Below are 15747 nucleotides of genomic sequence, written 5' to 3'. Positions count from 1 at the left end.
TGTTCGGGTATCAGTCCAGATACACACCTGAACGACAGTCGCCTCCTGCGCCTTTAATGCTCCTTCCCCATGGACGGCTAATGTATCCAGTAATTTACGCCGTCACCTGAACGTCACCTTAACAAGCCACTCTGTTGCCCTTCGACGCTTGAGGAGCTTGTCATGTTGCATGCGCAAAACCAGGATCGGCTGTACCTGATCGCCCAGAGCGAGGAACAGGAGGCGCTGATCGGCAGCCTCGCGTTCAACGTTCAGGACCGCCATTGGCTGGTGTATTGCGCCCTCGGCGGGCACCAGCATGCCGACCTGCCGGAGCTGGATTTGCTCACCGGTGTGAGCATGCTGGACTTTTATGTCGATACGGCGGCATGACCAAACGCCAGGCGCAAAAAAACCGGGCTCAGCGATGAGCCCGGTTTTTTGTGTGCGGCTTATTGCGCGCTGAGCAGTTGACCGATGCTTGGGTCCTTGAACAGACGGGTCAAGGCATCGCTGAGCACGTCGCTGACCAGCTTGGTGTTGGTTTCCTGGTTGGGCGACATGCCGAAACGCTGGTTGAGCGAGGCGGCGTAGCGGCCACTGTAGCGGCGGGTACCGGCGCTGACGTCGGACTTGAAGGTGGCGCCGATGGAAGCCTCGGTCACATACAGGCCGTCTTTGGGCGACTGGTATTTCAGCTCGGCCAGGGTCACGGTCAGTTGCGGCACGCCTGGCGAGTTGGTCGGCGTAAAGCCCAACAAGCGCACGGCGGCTTCAGCCTGGGCCTGCAACTTGGGCAGCACATCCTGGCCGGTCACCGAAATCAGTGCGGTCTCAGGATACAGGCCGCCACGCGAGCCCAGGGTTGGCGACGGACGACCGTCGACCACGCGTACCGACACCGGCTGGCCATGGCCTACCGCAGCCAACGGCGCAGTGACTTTAGGTTGCGGGCTGAGTTGTTGCGGGCTGTTGGCGCAGCCGACAAGGGTCAAACTGGTCACAGTGATCAAACCGAACAACAGGCGTTGCAACATCGCATTTCTCCAGGACTAGGTGCAGACAGGTCGCCAGTATAACGGTGCACGCGCGCCACTCACCAGCGATCCTGAACGGCGGCTGAAGCCGCTGTGCAAATTACAAATTCGCATAAATTCGTCACCCCAGTGTCATGCCACACTGGCAATCTTCAAGCATGTAACACACTAGGTACACAGCCATGCGCCTTCTCAAGACCCTGTTCATGTCGCACGCCCGTCATCGCCACTTTGCCCTGCTCGATGCTCACGGTCATTGCCTGGCCTTCAAGCAGTGCAGCCTGCCGCCCGTCGGTGAAGGCTGGGTGGAAGTGACCGAGACTCACCTGGGCTGGATGCACCGCCCACTGCCCGCCAGCGCCCGGGTCAGCCCGCAGGTTTTTCGCCCACGGCACCGGCAAGCGTTGGCCTCCTGACCGGCGCCCTAATAAAAGTCATAAAACACGCCCATTTCCCTGGCGTTCTTCGCTACAATCTCCCCCCGATTATAAGGACGTCTCCTGATCGGGCCTCGCAGCATCGTTAATGCCCAGGCATTAGCCCCCAAAATCGCCCACAGAGAGCCGCCCACACAGATCGAGTGAAGCTGGCGTGCTTGCTGTTTCCTTTGCAAACCACCCCGTCTTTTATCGAATCTGCCAGAGCTGCCATTGCGCTCGGCCACTTGAGTTGTTTGCCCGTTTTGCCGCGTGTCGGCAGAGGTTTGCGGGCCAGGTGCCAGGCTGGGGCAGCCCTTTTTTGAGGTTCACGTCTTCAAAAGAGCGTGAAAAAACGGGTTTTCACAACTTCACAAGAGTGTGGCGAGCAAATGAATAGTTTGGCGTTTGTACAAGCACCATCAGCGCCTGGAACAGCCCAATTACACAGGACCGAGCACGCCTCAAAAACCGGAGCTTGAGCCTGTCCGCTACGGATTGGTTGCACGAATCGCACGCTTTGACCATAAGTCGAATTGCCACAGGCGCCCATGAATGCGTTCATAGGCAGATTAGCCCGGCAGGAAGCGTGTGCTGAAGTTGCAAAGAATTGCGAATCGGACATGGCGATCCTGGCCATGGGTAACCTGGGGCAACACGTGAACCGCCCCGTCACTCCTGGCAGCCATGCCGACAATTTGGTGCTGCAGATTTTGGAGACGCGTTAAATGGCGCATAACGAAGCAGTCGACGTAGTACTGGTAGGGGCCGGCATCATGAGTGCCACCCTGGCCGTACTGCTCAAAGAGCTCGACCCCGGCCTCACGCTGGAAGTCGTTGAGCTGATGGATTCGGGTGCCGCGGAGAGTTCCAACCCGTGGAACAACGCCGGTACCGGCCACGCGGGGCTGTGTGAGCTGAACTACACGCCGCAGGCCGCCGATGGCTCCATCGACATCAAGAAAGCCGTGCACATCAACACCCAGTTCGAGGTGTCGAAGCAGTTCTGGGCTTACCTGACCAAGAAGGGCACCTTTGGCTCGTCCAAGTCGTTCATCAGCCCGGTGCCGCACCTGAGCTTCGTGCAGGGCGACAAAGGCGTGTCCTTCCTCAAGAAGCGCTTTGAGACCCTCAGCCAGCACCACGCGTTTTCGGACATGCACTACACCGAAGACCGCAGCGAAATGGCCGAGTGGATGCCGCTGATGATGCCGGGCCGCCCGCTCGACGAAAAAATCGCCGCCACCCGCGTGATGAACGGCACCGACGTCAACTTTGGCGCCCTGACCAACCAACTGCTCGGCCACCTGACCAGTTCGCCAGACGCCCAGGTCAAGTACTGCAAGCGCGTGACCGGCCTCAAGCGCAACGGCGCTGGCTGGACCGTGAGCATCAAGGACGTCAACAGCGGCAACAGCCGTGACGTCGATGCCAAGTTTGTGTTCCTCGGCGCTGGCGGTGCGGCGCTGCCGTTGCTGCAGGCCTCGGGCATCGAAGAAAGCAAAGGCTTCGGCGGCTTCCCGGTGAGCGGCCAGTGGCTGCGTTGCGACAACCCGGAAGTGGTCAAGCAGCACCAGGCCAAGGTCTACAGCCAGGCAGCCGTGGGCTCGCCACCGATGTCCGTGCCACACCTGGACACCCGCGTGGTGGATGGCAAGAAATCCCTGCTGTTCGGGCCATACGCCGGCTTCACCACCAAGTTCCTCAAGCACGGCTCGTTCCTTGACCTGCCGATGTCGATTCGCGCCGGCAACATCGGCCCGATGCTGGCCGTGGCCCGCGACAACATGGACCTGACCAAATACCTGGTCAGCGAAGTGCGCCAGTCCATGGAACAGCGCCTGGAATCCCTGCGCCGCTTCTACCCCGAGGCGAAAGCCGAAGACTGGCGCCTGGAAGTGGCCGGCCAGCGCGTGCAGATCATCAAGAAAGACCCGAAGAAAGGCGGCGTGCTGCAATTCGGCACCGAGTTGGTCGCAGCCAAGGACGGTTCGCTTGCGGCGCTGTTGGGTGCCTCCCCAGGCGCCTCGGTGACCGTCTCGATCATGCTGGAGTTGATCGAGCGTTGCTTCCCGCAGAAAGCTGCCGGTGAATGGGCCACCAAGCTGCATGAGATCTTCCCGGCGCGCGAGAAAGTGCTGGAGACGGACGCCGAGCTGTATCGCAAGATCAACACGCAGAACAACATCAGCCTTGAGCTGGTGGACCCTGTAGGCGCGAGCTCGCTCGCGAAAAACGTCAACGATAACGCAGCGCAAGTGGATTAACGCAGCGCTCCCGGGCTCTTCACGAGCAAGCTCGCTCCTACCGTTAAAAGCAAAACGCCCCGGTCTCTCATGAGGCCGGGGCGTTTTTTTGTGGCTCGGATAATCAGCCGCGGGCGTTGTCGATCAGCTCGATGTATTCGGCGGCGTTACGCTGGTCCTTGATCAGGTCAACGAAGGTCTGGCCATGCTCATCCTTGCCATCCAGGTCCAGGCCTGCTGCTTTGAAAAAGCCCAGGAACCGCTCGAAGTCGTCGATACGCAGGCCGCGATAAGCCTTGATCAGTTTGTGCAGGGACGGCGACGTCGCATCAACCGGCTCGAAGTTCAGGAACAACTTGATCTGGTCGTCACCGATTTCGTCGCCAATCACCTGTTTCTTATCTTTACGCATTACCGACTCCAGCCTGCAGACATTTACACGGGGCTAGAAGTCTACCTGCGCGACGCCGGATGTGGGAGGGGGCTTCCCCTAATACCTGTAGGAGCGAGCTTGCTCGCGAAAAGCTCAAAGGCGCCGCGTTATTCAGGAAGCACGCGTTATCGTTGACGTTTTTCGCGAGCAAGCTCGCTCCTACATTTGGATGTCAGTGTTCAGTCGAACTGGGCAAGCATCCAGCGGTGATACTCCGCCATCCCGTCTTCGCCTTCCCGGGGTGCCCAGTCGGCCAGCTCACCTTCACCGACAGCGCGGTAAGGGCCAGCCTTGCATTCAAACATGATGCTGTCCGGCTCAAGCACTACCAGGCCATGGAACACGCCGGGCGACAGGTCGACGCCCTGGCATTCCCCGCCCGCTTCCAATACACGGGTGCTCAATACCTCACCTGTCTCGCTGAAAATCAGGATACCCAGGCGCCCTTTGAGCACCAGCAAGGTCTCCGCCTTATCGGCGCTCAGGTGACGGTGAGGCTGCACATAGGTGCTGGGCTGCAAACCAACCGCCATGCGATGACAAGGCTCTTGCATCTCATGGAAGTTAACGTTTTGACGGCCACGGGGATTGGCGGCCGCTTTCTCGGCCAACTCGGCAAACAGCGTCTGATCAAGAAAGCGGGCCATCGATTACATTCCTTTAACGGCGTAGATGCCATTGGCGTTACGCCAGTAGCCCTTGTAGTCCATGCCATACCCGAAGATATAACGGTCAACGCACGGCAACCCGACAAAATCGGCTTTGAGCTCTGGGCGCGCCTTGCGGTCGTGGTCTTTGTCGATCAGCACGGCGGTGTGCACTTTGCGTGCGCCGGCATGTTTGCAGAAGTCGATGATCGCACCCAGGGTGTGACCTTCATCGAGGATGTCATCGATGATCAGCACATCGCGGTCGATGAACGACACTTCCGGTTTGGCCTTCCAGAACAAGTCACCGCCGCTGGTTTCATTGCGATAGCGGGTGGCGTGCAGGTAAGAGGCTTCCAGCGGGAACTGCAGATGAGTGAGCAATTTGCCAGCGAAGATCAGGCCACCGTTCATCACGCAGAAGACCACCGGGTTGGTGTCGGCCATTTCGCGGGTGATGTGCGCGCCGACCTTGGCGATCGCTGCTTCGACTTGCGCTTCGGTGTACAGGCAGTCAGCCTCGTGCATGATTTGACGGATATGCTCGAGATCAGCAGACATGGCGCTCTCCAAGGGGGTGCTGTGGCAAGAAAAGCGGGCGAAGGTACGCTTCTCGTGCGCTCCAATCAAGCCTTTATGGACTAACGTACTTGATGTCTATAGGACAACACCCTCGGATAGATTAATCTAGGCCGGTTTTTTTGCCCGCCGCCGGAGCCTTTCCTATGCCCACTCGCGAGATCCGCCACCCGCTGATCCGACACAAACTCGGCCTTATGCGCCGTGCCGACATTAGCACGAAGAACTTCCGTGAGCTTGCTCAGGAAGTCGGAGCGTTGCTCACTTACGAAGCCACCAAGGATTTGCCCCTGGAAACCTACGAGATCCCCGGTTGGGCCGGTCCCGTACAGGTGGAGAAAATCGCCGGTAAGAAAATTACCGTCGTCCCTATCCTGCGCGCCGGTATCGGCATGCTTGAAGGGGTGCTCAGCCTGATTCCGGGCGCCAAGGTCAGCGCCGTGGGCGTGGCCCGCAACGAGGAAACGCTGCAGGCCCACACCTACCTGGAAAAACTCGTCCCGGAAATCAACGAACGCCTGGCCATGATCATCGACCCGATGCTCGCCACCGGCAGTTCCATGGTTGCCACCATCGACCTGCTGAAAAAAGCCGGTTGCCGGGACATCCGCGCCATGGTGCTGGTGGCCGCGCCCGAAGGCATCGCCGCCGTCGAGAAGGCCCATCCGGATGTACAGATCTACACCGCATCCATCGATGAGCGCCTGAACGAACACGGCTACATCATCCCGGGCCTTGGCGATGCCGGTGACAAGATCTTCGGCACCAAGCAGAAGGACGCGTGAGCATGCAGGATGAATTCAACGACCCGCTTTGGCGCCAGATCCTGTCTGGCGCACAAATGCTCTTCGTAGCATTTGGCGCGCTGGTGTTGATGCCGCTGATCACAGGTCTTGATCCAAACGTCGCGCTGTTTACCGCAGGCCTGGGCACGTTGCTGTTCCAGGTGGTGACAGGGCGGCAGGTGCCGGTATTTCTGGCATCGAGCTTCGCGTTCATCACCCCGATCATTCTCGCCAAGGGCCAGTTCGGCCTGGCGGCGACCATGGGCGGGGTGATGGCGGCGGGTTTCGTCTATACGTTCCTGGGCCTGGCCGTGAAGGTCAAGGGCACCGGTTTTATCGACCGGCTGCTGCCGCCCGTGGTCATCGGCCCGGTGATCATCTCGATCGGCCTGGCCATGGCGCCGATTGCCGCCAATATGGCCATGGGCAAGTCCGGCGACGGTGCCGAGTTGATCCATTATCAGACCGCGATGCTGATCTCGATGCCCGCGCTGCTCACCACCTTGATCGTGGCCGTGTTCGGCAAGGGCATTTTCCGCCTGGTGCCGATCATCTCCGGTGTGCTGGTGGGCTTTGCCATGTCGTTCTACTTTGGTGTGGTCGACACGGCGAAAATCGCCGCCGCACCGTGGTTCGCCCTGCCCCACTTCACCGCGCCGGAGTTCAACTGGCAGGCGATCCTGTTTATCGTCCCGGTGGCCCTGGCCCCGGCGATCGAGCATATCGGTGGCGTGATTGCGGTAGGCAGCGTGACCGGCCGCGATTACCTGAAAAAGCCTGGCCTGCATCGCACGCTGCTGGGTGACGGTATCGCCACCACGGCTGCCGGCATGTTTGGCGGCCCGCCAAACACCACCTACGCCGAAGTGACCGGCGCCGTGATGCTGACCAAGAACTACAACCCGAAAATCATGACCTGGGCGGCAGTGTTTGCCATCAGCCTGGCGTTCATCGGCAAGTTCGGCGCGCTGCTGCAGAGCATCCCCGTGCCGGTGATGGGCGGGATTCTGTGCCTGCTGTTCGGCTCGATTGCTGCGGTGGGGATGAACACGCTGATTCGCCACAAGATCGACCTGGGCGAGGCGCGCAACCTGGTGATTGTGTCGGTCACGCTGGTGTTCGGGATTGGCGGTGTGCTGGTGGGTACCGGCACCGGCCCGGATGATTTCGGCCTCAAGGGCATTGCCCTGTGTGCGGTGGTAGCGATTGGCTTGAACTTGCTGCTGCCGGGCAATGATGGCTGGAAGAACAAGAAGCCGGATGATGAGCCGCTGATCTAACCAACGCCACAAACCAAATGTGGGAGCGGGCTTGCTCGCGAAGGCGCAGTGTCAGTCACTAGTTGTGTGACTGATAAACCGCTTTCGCGAGCAAGCCCGCTCCCACATTTTTTTGATCTTCTGTGCGACTTAGAGCTCGCCGAGCCCGTCGACCAGCGCCTGGTTCTGCTCCGGCGTCCCGATGCTGATCCGCAGGAACTGGGCAATCCGCTCCTGCTTGAAGTGCCGCACAATCACCCCTTGCTCACGCAACTTGGCGGCCAGCCCAGCAGCATCATGCCGCGGGTGACGCGCGAAGATGAAGTTCGCCGCCGACGGCAACACCTCAAACCCCTTGCTCTCTAATTGCGCGACGACCTGGTTGCGGCTGTCGATCACCCACTGAGTGGTCATCTCGAAGTATTCACGGTCGTCAAACGCGGCCGCCGCGCCAACAATCGCCAACCGATCCAATGGGTAGGAGTTGAAGCTGTTCTTGACCCGCTCCAGCGCCTCGATCAGGTCTGGGTGGCCCACGGCCAGGCCTACGCGCAAACCGGCCAGTGAGCGCGATTTGGACAGGGTCTGGGTCACCAGCAGGTTCGGGTAACGATCGACCAGGCTGATGGCAGTTTCGCCGCCGAAGTCGATATAGGCTTCATCGACCACCACCACCGAATCCGGGCTGGCCTTGAGGATCTGCTCTACCGCGTCCAGCGCCAGTACGCAGCCGGTGGGCGCGTTCGGGTTGGGGAAGATGATCCCGCCGTTGGGCCTGGCATAGTCAGCGGCGCGAATCTGGAACTGCTCGTCCAATGCCACCGCGTCGAACGTGATGCCGTACAGGCCGCAGTACACCGGATAGAAGCTGTAGCTGATATCCGGGAACAGCAGCGGCAGATCGTGCTGGAACAGGCCATGGAAGATGTGCGCCAGGACTTCATCGGAACCGTTGCCCAGGAACACCTTGCCGGCGTCGATCCCGTAATACCTGGCCACGGCCTGCTTGAGCAGGTCGCTGTTGGGGTCTGGGTACAGGCGCAAGTTGTCGTTCAACTCGGCCTGCATTGCCGCCAGCGCCTTGGGCGATGGGCCGTAGGGGTTTTCATTGGTGTTGAGCTTGACCAGCTTGGTCAGCTTCGGTTGCTCACCGGGTACGTAAGGCACCAGGTCCTTGACGAAAGGGCTCCAGAATTTGCTCATGCCTTACTCTCCCTTGACGATGCGGTATTCGGCGCTGCGTGCGTGCGCGCTGAGGGATTCACCACGGGCCAGCACCGAGGCGGTCTTGCCCAGCTCGGAAGCGCCTTGTGGCGAGCAGAAGATAATCGACGAGCGCTTCTGGAAGTCGTACACCCCCAGCGGCGACGAGAAACGTGCAGTGCCGGAGGTCGGCAACACGTGGTTGGGGCCGGCGCAGTAGTCGCCCAGGGCTTCGCTGGTGTGGCGGCCCATGAAGATCGCCCCGGCGTGACGGATCGACGGCAACCAGGCCTGTGGGTCCGCTACGGACAGCTCAAGGTGCTCCGGTGCGATACGGTTGGCCACTTCGATGGCCTGCTCCATGTCACGCACCAGAATCAGCGCACCACGGCCGTTGATCGACTTCTCGATGATCTCGGCACGCTCCATGGTCGGCAGCAGCTTATTAATGCTGGCGGCGACCTTGTCGAGGAACTCGGCATCGGGGCTGACCAGGATCGCCTGGGCGTCTTCATCGTGCTCCGCCTGGGAGAACAGGTCCATGGCGATCCAGTCCGGGTCGGTCTGGCCGTCACACACCACGAGGATTTCCGAGGGGCCGGCGATCATGTCGATACCGACCTGGCCAAATACATGGCGCTTGGCCGTCGCCACGTAGATATTGCCAGGGCCAACCACCTTGTCGACCTTCGGCACGCTTTCGGTGCCATAGGCCAGCGCCGCGACGGCCTGGGCGCCACCGATGGTGAACACGCGGTCGACGCCGGCGATGCAGGCGGCAGCCAGTACCAGCTCGTTGATTTCGCCACGGGGGGTCGGCACCACCATGACCACTTCGGTCACGCCGGCGACTTTGGCCGGGATCGCATTCATCAACACCGACGATGGATACGACGCTTTACCGCCCGGCACGTACAGGCCGGCGCGGTCCAGTGGCGTGACCTTCTGGCCCAGCACCGTGCCGTCGGCCTCGGTGTAGCTCCAGGAGTCCTGCTTCTGTTTTTCGTGATAGCTGCGTACCCGCGCCGCAGCCACTTCCAGGGCTTCGCGCTGTGGCGCGGTGATGCGCGTCAGCGCCAGCTCCAGGCGTTCACGCGGCAGGATCAGGTCGGCCATGGACTTTACGTCCAAGCCGTCGAACTGGCGGGTGAAGTCCACCAGCGCCGCATCACCGCGCTCACGCACGGCCTTGATGATGTCGAGCACCCGCTGGTTGACCGAGTCGTCAGACACGCTTTCCCAGCTCAGCAGATGATCCAGATGATGGGCGAAATCCGGGTCGGCAGCGTTGAGTCGGGCAATTGCAGTGGACGTGGTCATAGCGAGGGCCTCAATAGAATTGGCAAAAACTCAGGCGCCCTAAACTAGCAGTCGTTTCCGCTTGGGCACCTGAGAATTCTGGCTATGAGGCGGATAGACGGGCGCAGCTTTTCAGCTACGCGGGTGAGTCAACCGCGGTGTCGAGACTCCACTGCCTTGCGCAGGGTGTCGATCAACGCCTGGATACGGGCGTGCTGCATCTTCATCGATGCCTTGTTGACGATCAGGCGGGAGCTGATGTCAGCGATGAAATCCTGGGGTTCCAGACCGTTGGCACGCAGGGTGTTGCCGGTGTCTACCACGTCGATGATCTTGTCGGCCAGGCCGATCAGCGGTGCCAGCTCCATGGAGCCGTAGAGCTTGATGATATCGACCTGACGACCTTGTTCGGCGTAGTAGCGCTTGGCAACGTTGACGAACTTGGTGGCGACACGTAGGCGCCCCTTGGGCTCGACATCACCGACACGGCCGGCGGTCATCAGCTTGCACAGCGCGATGCGAAGGTCCAAGGGCTCGTACAGGCCCTGGCCGCCGTATTCCATCAGCACGTCCTTGCCGGCAACCCCCAGGTCGGCGGCGCCATGTTCAACGTAGGTCGGCACGTCGGTAGCCCGCACGATCAGCAGGCGCACGTCGTCCTGGGTCGTGGGGATGATCAGCTTGCGGCTCTTGTCCGGATTCTCGGTCGGCACGATGCCCGCTTCAGCCAGAAGCGGCAACGTGTCGTCAAGGATGCGGCCCTTGGACAGTGCGATGGTCAACATGGGAAATGTCAGTCCTTCATCAGGCTATTGCTGTCCGGTCGCAAACGGCGCCAGACACAGATCGAGGCCATGACAGCCTCGATTTGAAACAAACCAGTGTTTGTCGGAGCCAGCTTGCTCGCGAAGAACGTCAACGATAACGCGTTTATTCAGACTTCACGCGGTGACCATGAGTTCTTCGCGAGCAAGCTCGCTCCTACATCCTACAGTGCAGTGGGGGTTAGCCCGGTACGCGGCGGATTTTTGCGCCGAGCATCTGCAGTTTCTCTTCGATGCACTCGTAACCACGGTCTATGTGGTAGATGCGGTCGATCAGGGTGTCGCCTTCGGCGCACAGTGCCGAGATTACCAGGCTGGCGGAAGCACGCAGGTCGGTGGCCATGACTGGCGCGCCCTTGAGCTTGTCGATGCCGGTGACGATGGCGGTGTTGCCTTCGACCTGGATCTTGGCGCCCATGCGGTGCAGTTCATACACGTGCATGAAGCGGTTTTCGAAGATGGTCTCGATCACGGCACCGGTGCCTTCGGCAATGGCGTTCAAGGAGATGAACTGCGCTTGCATGTCGGTCGGGAACGCCGGGTACGGAGCGGTACGCACGTTGACAGCCTTTGGCCGCTTGCCGTGCATGTTCAGCTCGATCCAGTCTTCGCCAGTGGTGATCTCTGCGCCGGCTTCCTTGAGTTTTTCCAGGACGGCTTCAAGGATGGTCGGATCGGTGTCCTTGACCTTCACACGGCCACCGGTCACGGCAGCGGCAACCAGGTAGGTGCCGGTCTCGATGCGGTCAGGCATGACTTTGTAGGTGGCGGTGTGCAGACGCTCTACCCCATCAATAGTGATGGTGTCGGTACCAGCGCCGGAAACCTTCGCGCCCATGGCGTTGAGGAAGTTGGCCAGGTCGACCACTTCCGGCTCGCGCGCGGCGTTCTGCAGCACGCTGCGACCGTTGGCCAGGGCAGCGGCCATCATGATGTTCTCGGTACCGGTCACACTGACGGTATCAAAGAAGAAGTTCGCGCCCCGCAGGCCGCCTTCTGGCGCCTTGGCCTTGATGTAGCCGCCTTCGACGTCGATGACTGCGCCCATGGCCTCAAGGCCACGGATGTGCAGGTCGACCGGACGCGAACCAATGGCGCAACCGCCAGGCAAGGCCACTTCGGCTTCGCCGAAACGGGCAACCATCGGGCCCAGCACCAGGATCGACGCACGCATGGTTTTCACCAGTTCGTACGGGGCGATCAGGGTCTTGATGGTGCGTGGGTCGATTTCGACGGCCAGCTTCTCGTCGATCACCGGCTCAATGCCCATGCGACCGAACAGCTCGATCATGGTGGTGATGTCGTGCAGGTGCGGCAGGTTGGCCACAGTCACCGGGCCATCGCACAGCAGGGTCGCTGCCAGGATCGGCAAGGCGGAGTTTTTCGCACCGGAAATGCGGATCTCGCCATCAAGGCGGGCACCGCCGGTAATAATCAATTTATCCATAAGAATCTCGACGCCTTGGGGGCTCAGGTGCGCTCGGCCCAGGCCGCGCGGCTGAAAAATTTCATAGTGACCGCATGGATGCTGCCATCGGTGATCCATGGGTTCAAATGGGCATAGATCTGCTGCTGACGCTTGACCGGGCTCAATGCCGCCAGTTCATCGCTAATCACGTTCAGCTGGAAATTGCAGCCTTCGCCTTCAACTTCTACAGTCGTTTCCGGCAGCTTTCCTTCAAGGAAGCTCTTAACTTCTAGGGCCTGCATGCTCAACCTCTATCGGCGCCCAGTGCGCACGGGTCGCACATCATACAAAAAAGCCCCGCGCCTGCGAACCCCGCATAGCAGGACTCTGACGGGGGGCTTTTCTAATAATGTGTATTAAGGATGCGCCAGCAGTTCGGTCAAACCGGAAACTTCGGCAATTTCACGCATGTCTTCCGGCAACGCACGGATGCTGACCGGTTTTTTCGCCGCCTCGGCATCACGCATGAAGCACAGCAACAACGACAGGCCGACACTGCTGGACTTGGTCACCGCCGAGCAATCGAGCACCAGTTCTGGCGCCTTGCTGGCCTTGATCAGCGCCTGGCCCTGCTTGCGCAGGTCAGGCCCGGTGCGGTAATCCAGCACGCCGCTGAGGAACAGCTCGCCGGCGTCGCCGATACGAACAGCCGACTCGGTCATTGCGCAGGCTTCCCGGCAGCTTTGTCGGTTTCTTCCTTGGCCTTGGCCACTTCACCGGCCCAACCATTGATGGTCTTGTCCAGGTCGTTGCCATTGCGCTGCATCGCGTCAGCGAACTGGTCACGGAACAGCTTGCCGATGTTGATACCGTTGATGATCACGTTGCGCAGTTTCCACTCGCCGTCGATCTTCGTCAGGGTGTAGGACACTGGGTACACGGCGCCATTGCTGCCGGAGACTTTCATCCCGACTTCGGCACGGTCGCCAGTCTCGTCCTTGGCCGGGTCAACGATAATGCCCTGGTTGTTGTACTCCAGCAGGGCGTTACCGTAGAACTGGAACAGGCCCTTCTTGAAGTTCTCCTGGAACGTCTTCATCTGCGCAGGCGTAGCCTTGCGCGAATACTTGACCGTCATGATGCTTTTGGAAATACCTTCAGCATCGACCACAGGGCCAACGATGGCGTCGAGCGCACTGTAGAACTTGGAAGGGTCTTGCTTGTACTGTTCTTTGTTAGCCTTGAGGTCAGCCAGCATTCTGCTGGTGGTGTCCTGCACCAAATCGTGGGCAGAACCTGCCGCGTTGGCCATCATCGGCAATGCTGCAAGCAGTACCAGCAGGCCACGTCGCAAGGTAGAGATCATGAACAGATTCCTCATTTGGCGTCTTTATTGACCGTATTGAGCAAAAATTTTCCGATCAGGTCTTCAAGCACCAGCGACGACTGTGTGTCGTGGATGGTCGAACCATCCTTGAGCAGGGCTGTTTCCCCGCCCACGCTGACACCGATGTACTTCTCGCCCAGCAACCCCGCAGTGAGGATAGATGCTGTGGAGTCAGTCGGCAGATTATCCACCTTCTTGTCCAGTTGCATCGTCACCCGACCGGTAAAGCTGTCGCGGTCCAGATCGATTGCCGTGACCTTGCCGATGGTGACACCGGCCATGGTCACTTTGGATCTGACCGTCAAACCGGCGATATTGTCGAAGTACGCGTAAAGTTTATAGGTATCGGCGGTAGGGCTGGCCGAAAGGCCGCTGACTCGCAGGGCCAACAACAGTAAAGCCAGGATGCCAGCCAGCAAGAAAAGGCCGACACCGATTTCCACAGTGCGGTTTTGCATCAGAAATCTCCAAACATCAAGGCGGTCAAAATGAAGTCAAGGCCCAGTACCGCCAGCGAGGCGTACACAACGGTCTTGGTAGTGGCACGGCTGATCCCCTCTGAAGTGGGCTCGCAGTCATAGCCTTGGAATACGGCAATCCAGGTCACCACAAAGGCAAAGACAATGCTCTTTATGATGCCGTTGAGCACGTCACCGGTGAAGGTCACGCTGTTTTGCATGTTGGCCCAGTAGGAGCCGTCGTAGACCCCCAGCCAGTCAACCGCCACCCACGAACCGCCCCAGATACCCACCACGCTGAAGATCATCGCCAGCAATGGCAGGGAAATGAAGCCGGCCCACAGGCGCGGGGCAACAATGTACTTGAGCGGGTCCACGCCGATCATTTCCAGGCTGGACAGCTGCTCGGTGGACTTCATATTGCCGATTTCAGCAGTCAGCGCCGAACCTGCACGCCCCGCGAACAACAAGGCGGTGACCACCGGGCCAAGCTCACGCAACAGAGTCAGGGCCACCATCTGCCCTACCGCCTGCTCCGAGCCGTAGCTGGACAGAATATTGAAACCCTGCAGCGCCAGCACCATGCCGATGAACACGCCGGAGACCACGATGATCACCAGGGACATCACCCCCACCGAGTGCAGCTGCTTGACCAGCAGGCCAAAGCCGCCGCCGATGCCGCCGCGCCCCAGCAAGGCGTGGAACAGGAAAATGGTCGAACGCCCCAGCACTTCGACGATGTCGATGCCCGAGCGACCGAAAAGGCGAACCTTCTCGATAAGAGATGTCTTGCGCATCAGCGCTTCCCCAGAAGATCTGAGCGGTAGTCCGCTGCCGGAAAGTGAAAAGGCACCGGGCCATCGGGGTTGCCGGTCATGAATTGGCGAATGCGCGGGTTATCGGCGTTCATCAACTCTTCAGGCGTACCCTGCCCCAGCACCTGGCCATCACCTACTACATAGAGGTAGTCGGCAATGCTCGCGGTTTCGGCCAGGTCGTGGGACACCACGATACTGGTGATCCCCAATGCATCGTTGAGCAGGCGGATCAGGCGCACCAACACGCCCATGGCGATCGGGTCCTGGCCCACGAATGGCTCGTCGTACATGAGGATCTGTGGGTCGAGGGCAATGGCCCGTGCCAGGGCGACACGGCGCTTCATGCCGCCGGACAACTCGTCTGGCATCAGGTCGATGGCACCGCGAAGGCCCACGGCCTGCAGCTTCAGCAACACGATGTCACGAATCATCTCGTCGGACAGTTGGGTGTGCACGCGCAGCGGGAAGGCAACGTTCTCGAATACATCGAGGTCGGTGAACAGCGCGCCGCTCTGGAACAGCACGCCCATATGCTTGCGCGCATCGAACAGATCGCTGCGCGACAGCGTCGGCAGGTTCTGGCCGTTGACCCACACTTCCCCGGCACTGGGGCGCAATTGCATGCCCATCAGGCGCAACAGGGTGGTCTTGCCGCAACCGGAAGGCCCCATGATGCCCGTGACCTTGCCGCGAGGAATGCGAATATCGACGTTATTGAAGATGCTGCGCGTACCGCGCTTGAAGGTAAGGCCCTTCAGCTCGACCGCGTAGGCGTTATCGGCACTCATCTAATCTCCTTGGGATGCAGCCTTTCACTCAGACACCATGTGTGCGACTTTGGTTTTCAACAGATGCGCAATAGTTGAGCACATGGGTTGGGCGGACCGAACTGGCGGCGAACTATATCACTGCTGGTACAGAGCGCCCAAGGCCGGAACAGCGCTGGTTCAGATTTGAGACAGGGAAAAA

Annotated in this window: 20 protein-coding genes; 6 read left to right on the top strand and 14 right to left on the bottom strand. The window is 60.0% G+C overall.

Annotation, left to right across the window (positions count from 1 at the left end):
* The first annotated feature begins 162 nt into the window (after positions 1–162).
* Positions 163–372 (top strand): hypothetical protein, encoded by a 210-nt coding sequence (locus MF6394_RS04030; RefSeq protein ID WP_003188620.1) that lies wholly within the window; start codon positions 163–165, stop codon positions 370–372.
* A 59-nt stretch (positions 373–431) separates the two neighbouring features.
* Here the strand turns inward: MF6394_RS04030 and MF6394_RS04025 are convergent, their stop codons facing one another.
* Positions 432–1016, bottom strand: coding sequence for a YajG family lipoprotein (locus MF6394_RS04025; RefSeq protein ID WP_014716946.1), 585 nt, complete (start codon positions 1014–1016; stop codon positions 432–434).
* A gap of 182 nt (positions 1017–1198) precedes the next feature.
* On the opposite strand from MF6394_RS04025, the gene MF6394_RS04020 reads away from it, so the two are divergent.
* From MF6394_RS04020 to mqo, 3 genes are all read left to right on the top strand, one after another.
* On the top strand, positions 1199–1432 hold the full coding sequence (locus tag MF6394_RS04020) for a hypothetical protein (RefSeq protein WP_003188617.1): 234 nt from the start codon (positions 1199–1201) through the stop codon (positions 1430–1432).
* A 551-nt stretch (positions 1433–1983) separates the two neighbouring features.
* Entirely contained in the window at positions 1984–2160 is a 177-nt protein-coding gene (locus MF6394_RS34210; RefSeq protein ID WP_153475078.1) for a hypothetical protein, read from the top strand.
* Positions 2161–3699 (top strand): malate dehydrogenase (quinone), encoded by a 1539-nt coding sequence (gene mqo / locus MF6394_RS04015; protein WP_034134879.1) that lies wholly within the window; start codon positions 2161–2163, stop codon positions 3697–3699.
* Between the two features lie 103 nt (positions 3700–3802).
* Here the strand turns inward: mqo and MF6394_RS04010 are convergent, their stop codons facing one another.
* The 3 genes from MF6394_RS04010 to MF6394_RS04000 form a co-directional block, all read right to left on the bottom strand.
* Positions 3803–4090 (bottom strand): PA4642 family protein, encoded by a 288-nt coding sequence (locus MF6394_RS04010; RefSeq protein ID WP_047712602.1) that lies wholly within the window; start codon positions 4088–4090, stop codon positions 3803–3805.
* Positions 4091–4290: 200 nt separating this feature from the next.
* The gene (locus MF6394_RS04005) at positions 4291–4758 is read right to left on the bottom strand and encodes a WbuC family cupin fold metalloprotein (protein ID WP_078466210.1); all 468 of its coding nucleotides are present in this window, start codon (positions 4756–4758) and stop codon (positions 4291–4293) included.
* A 3-nt stretch (positions 4759–4761) separates the two neighbouring features.
* Entirely contained in the window at positions 4762–5319 is a 558-nt protein-coding gene (locus MF6394_RS04000; RefSeq protein ID WP_003188610.1) for a hypoxanthine-guanine phosphoribosyltransferase, read from the bottom strand.
* 164 nt (positions 5320–5483) lie between these two features.
* Here MF6394_RS04000 and upp point away from each other — a divergent pair, with 164 nt between their 5' ends.
* Positions 5484–6122, top strand: coding sequence for a uracil phosphoribosyltransferase (upp, locus tag MF6394_RS03995; protein WP_003188608.1), 639 nt, complete (start codon positions 5484–5486; stop codon positions 6120–6122).
* Positions 6123–6124: 2 nt separating this feature from the next.
* Complete coding sequence (locus tag MF6394_RS03990) at positions 6125–7402, top strand: uracil-xanthine permease family protein (protein ID WP_032893544.1); 1278 nt, start codon at positions 6125–6127, stop codon at positions 7400–7402.
* 129 nt (positions 7403–7531) lie between these two features.
* On the opposite strand, the gene hisC is transcribed toward MF6394_RS03990, so the two are convergent.
* From hisC to MF6394_RS03940, 10 genes are all read right to left on the bottom strand, one after another.
* Positions 7532–8584: a histidinol-phosphate transaminase gene (gene hisC, locus MF6394_RS03985; RefSeq protein WP_078466209.1), complete on the bottom strand. Its 1053-nt coding sequence runs from the start codon at positions 8582–8584 to the stop codon at positions 7532–7534.
* Positions 8585–8587: 3 nt separating this feature from the next.
* Entirely contained in the window at positions 8588–9904 is a 1317-nt protein-coding gene (hisD, locus tag MF6394_RS03980) for a histidinol dehydrogenase (protein WP_003188601.1), read from the bottom strand.
* A gap of 128 nt (positions 9905–10032) precedes the next feature.
* Positions 10033–10668, bottom strand: coding sequence for an ATP phosphoribosyltransferase (gene hisG / locus MF6394_RS03975; protein WP_003188599.1), 636 nt, complete (start codon positions 10666–10668; stop codon positions 10033–10035).
* 220 nt (positions 10669–10888) lie between these two features.
* On the bottom strand, positions 10889–12154 hold the full coding sequence (gene murA, locus MF6394_RS03970) for a UDP-N-acetylglucosamine 1-carboxyvinyltransferase (protein WP_003188598.1): 1266 nt from the start codon (positions 12152–12154) through the stop codon (positions 10889–10891).
* A 23-nt stretch (positions 12155–12177) separates the two neighbouring features.
* Positions 12178–12417 carry a BolA family protein gene (locus MF6394_RS03965; protein WP_003188597.1) on the bottom strand — a complete coding sequence of 80 codons (240 nt, stop codon included), beginning with the start codon at positions 12415–12417 and terminating at the stop codon, positions 12178–12180.
* Between the two features lie 114 nt (positions 12418–12531).
* Positions 12532–12837 (bottom strand): STAS domain-containing protein, encoded by a 306-nt coding sequence (locus tag MF6394_RS03960; protein WP_003188596.1) that lies wholly within the window; start codon positions 12835–12837, stop codon positions 12532–12534.
* Complete coding sequence (locus MF6394_RS03955) at positions 12834–13481, bottom strand: MlaC/ttg2D family ABC transporter substrate-binding protein (RefSeq protein ID WP_044271644.1); 648 nt, start codon at positions 13479–13481, stop codon at positions 12834–12836. Before MF6394_RS03955 ends, MF6394_RS03960 begins: the two co-directional genes overlap by 4 nt.
* A gap of 11 nt (positions 13482–13492) precedes the next feature.
* Positions 13493–13960 carry an outer membrane lipid asymmetry maintenance protein MlaD gene (gene mlaD, locus MF6394_RS03950; RefSeq protein WP_003188593.1) on the bottom strand — a complete coding sequence of 156 codons (468 nt, stop codon included), beginning with the start codon at positions 13958–13960 and terminating at the stop codon, positions 13493–13495.
* On the bottom strand, positions 13960–14757 hold the full coding sequence (mlaE, locus tag MF6394_RS03945) for a lipid asymmetry maintenance ABC transporter permease subunit MlaE (protein WP_003188592.1): 798 nt from the start codon (positions 14755–14757) through the stop codon (positions 13960–13962). Before mlaE ends, mlaD begins: the two co-directional genes overlap by 1 nt.
* Entirely contained in the window at positions 14757–15566 is an 810-nt protein-coding gene (locus MF6394_RS03940) for an ATP-binding cassette domain-containing protein (protein WP_003188590.1), read from the bottom strand. Before MF6394_RS03940 ends, mlaE begins: the two co-directional genes overlap by 1 nt.
* Between the last annotated feature and the right edge of the window lie 181 nt (positions 15567–15747).

Origin of the sequence: Pseudomonas sp. MF6394, assembly GCF_002018845.1 — a bacterium.
Taxonomy (GTDB): Bacteria; Pseudomonadota; Gammaproteobacteria; order Pseudomonadales; family Pseudomonadaceae; genus Aquipseudomonas; species Aquipseudomonas lactis.
The sequence above is the reverse complement of the archived record's forward strand: the minus strand, read 5'-3'. Positions and strand labels throughout refer to the sequence as shown.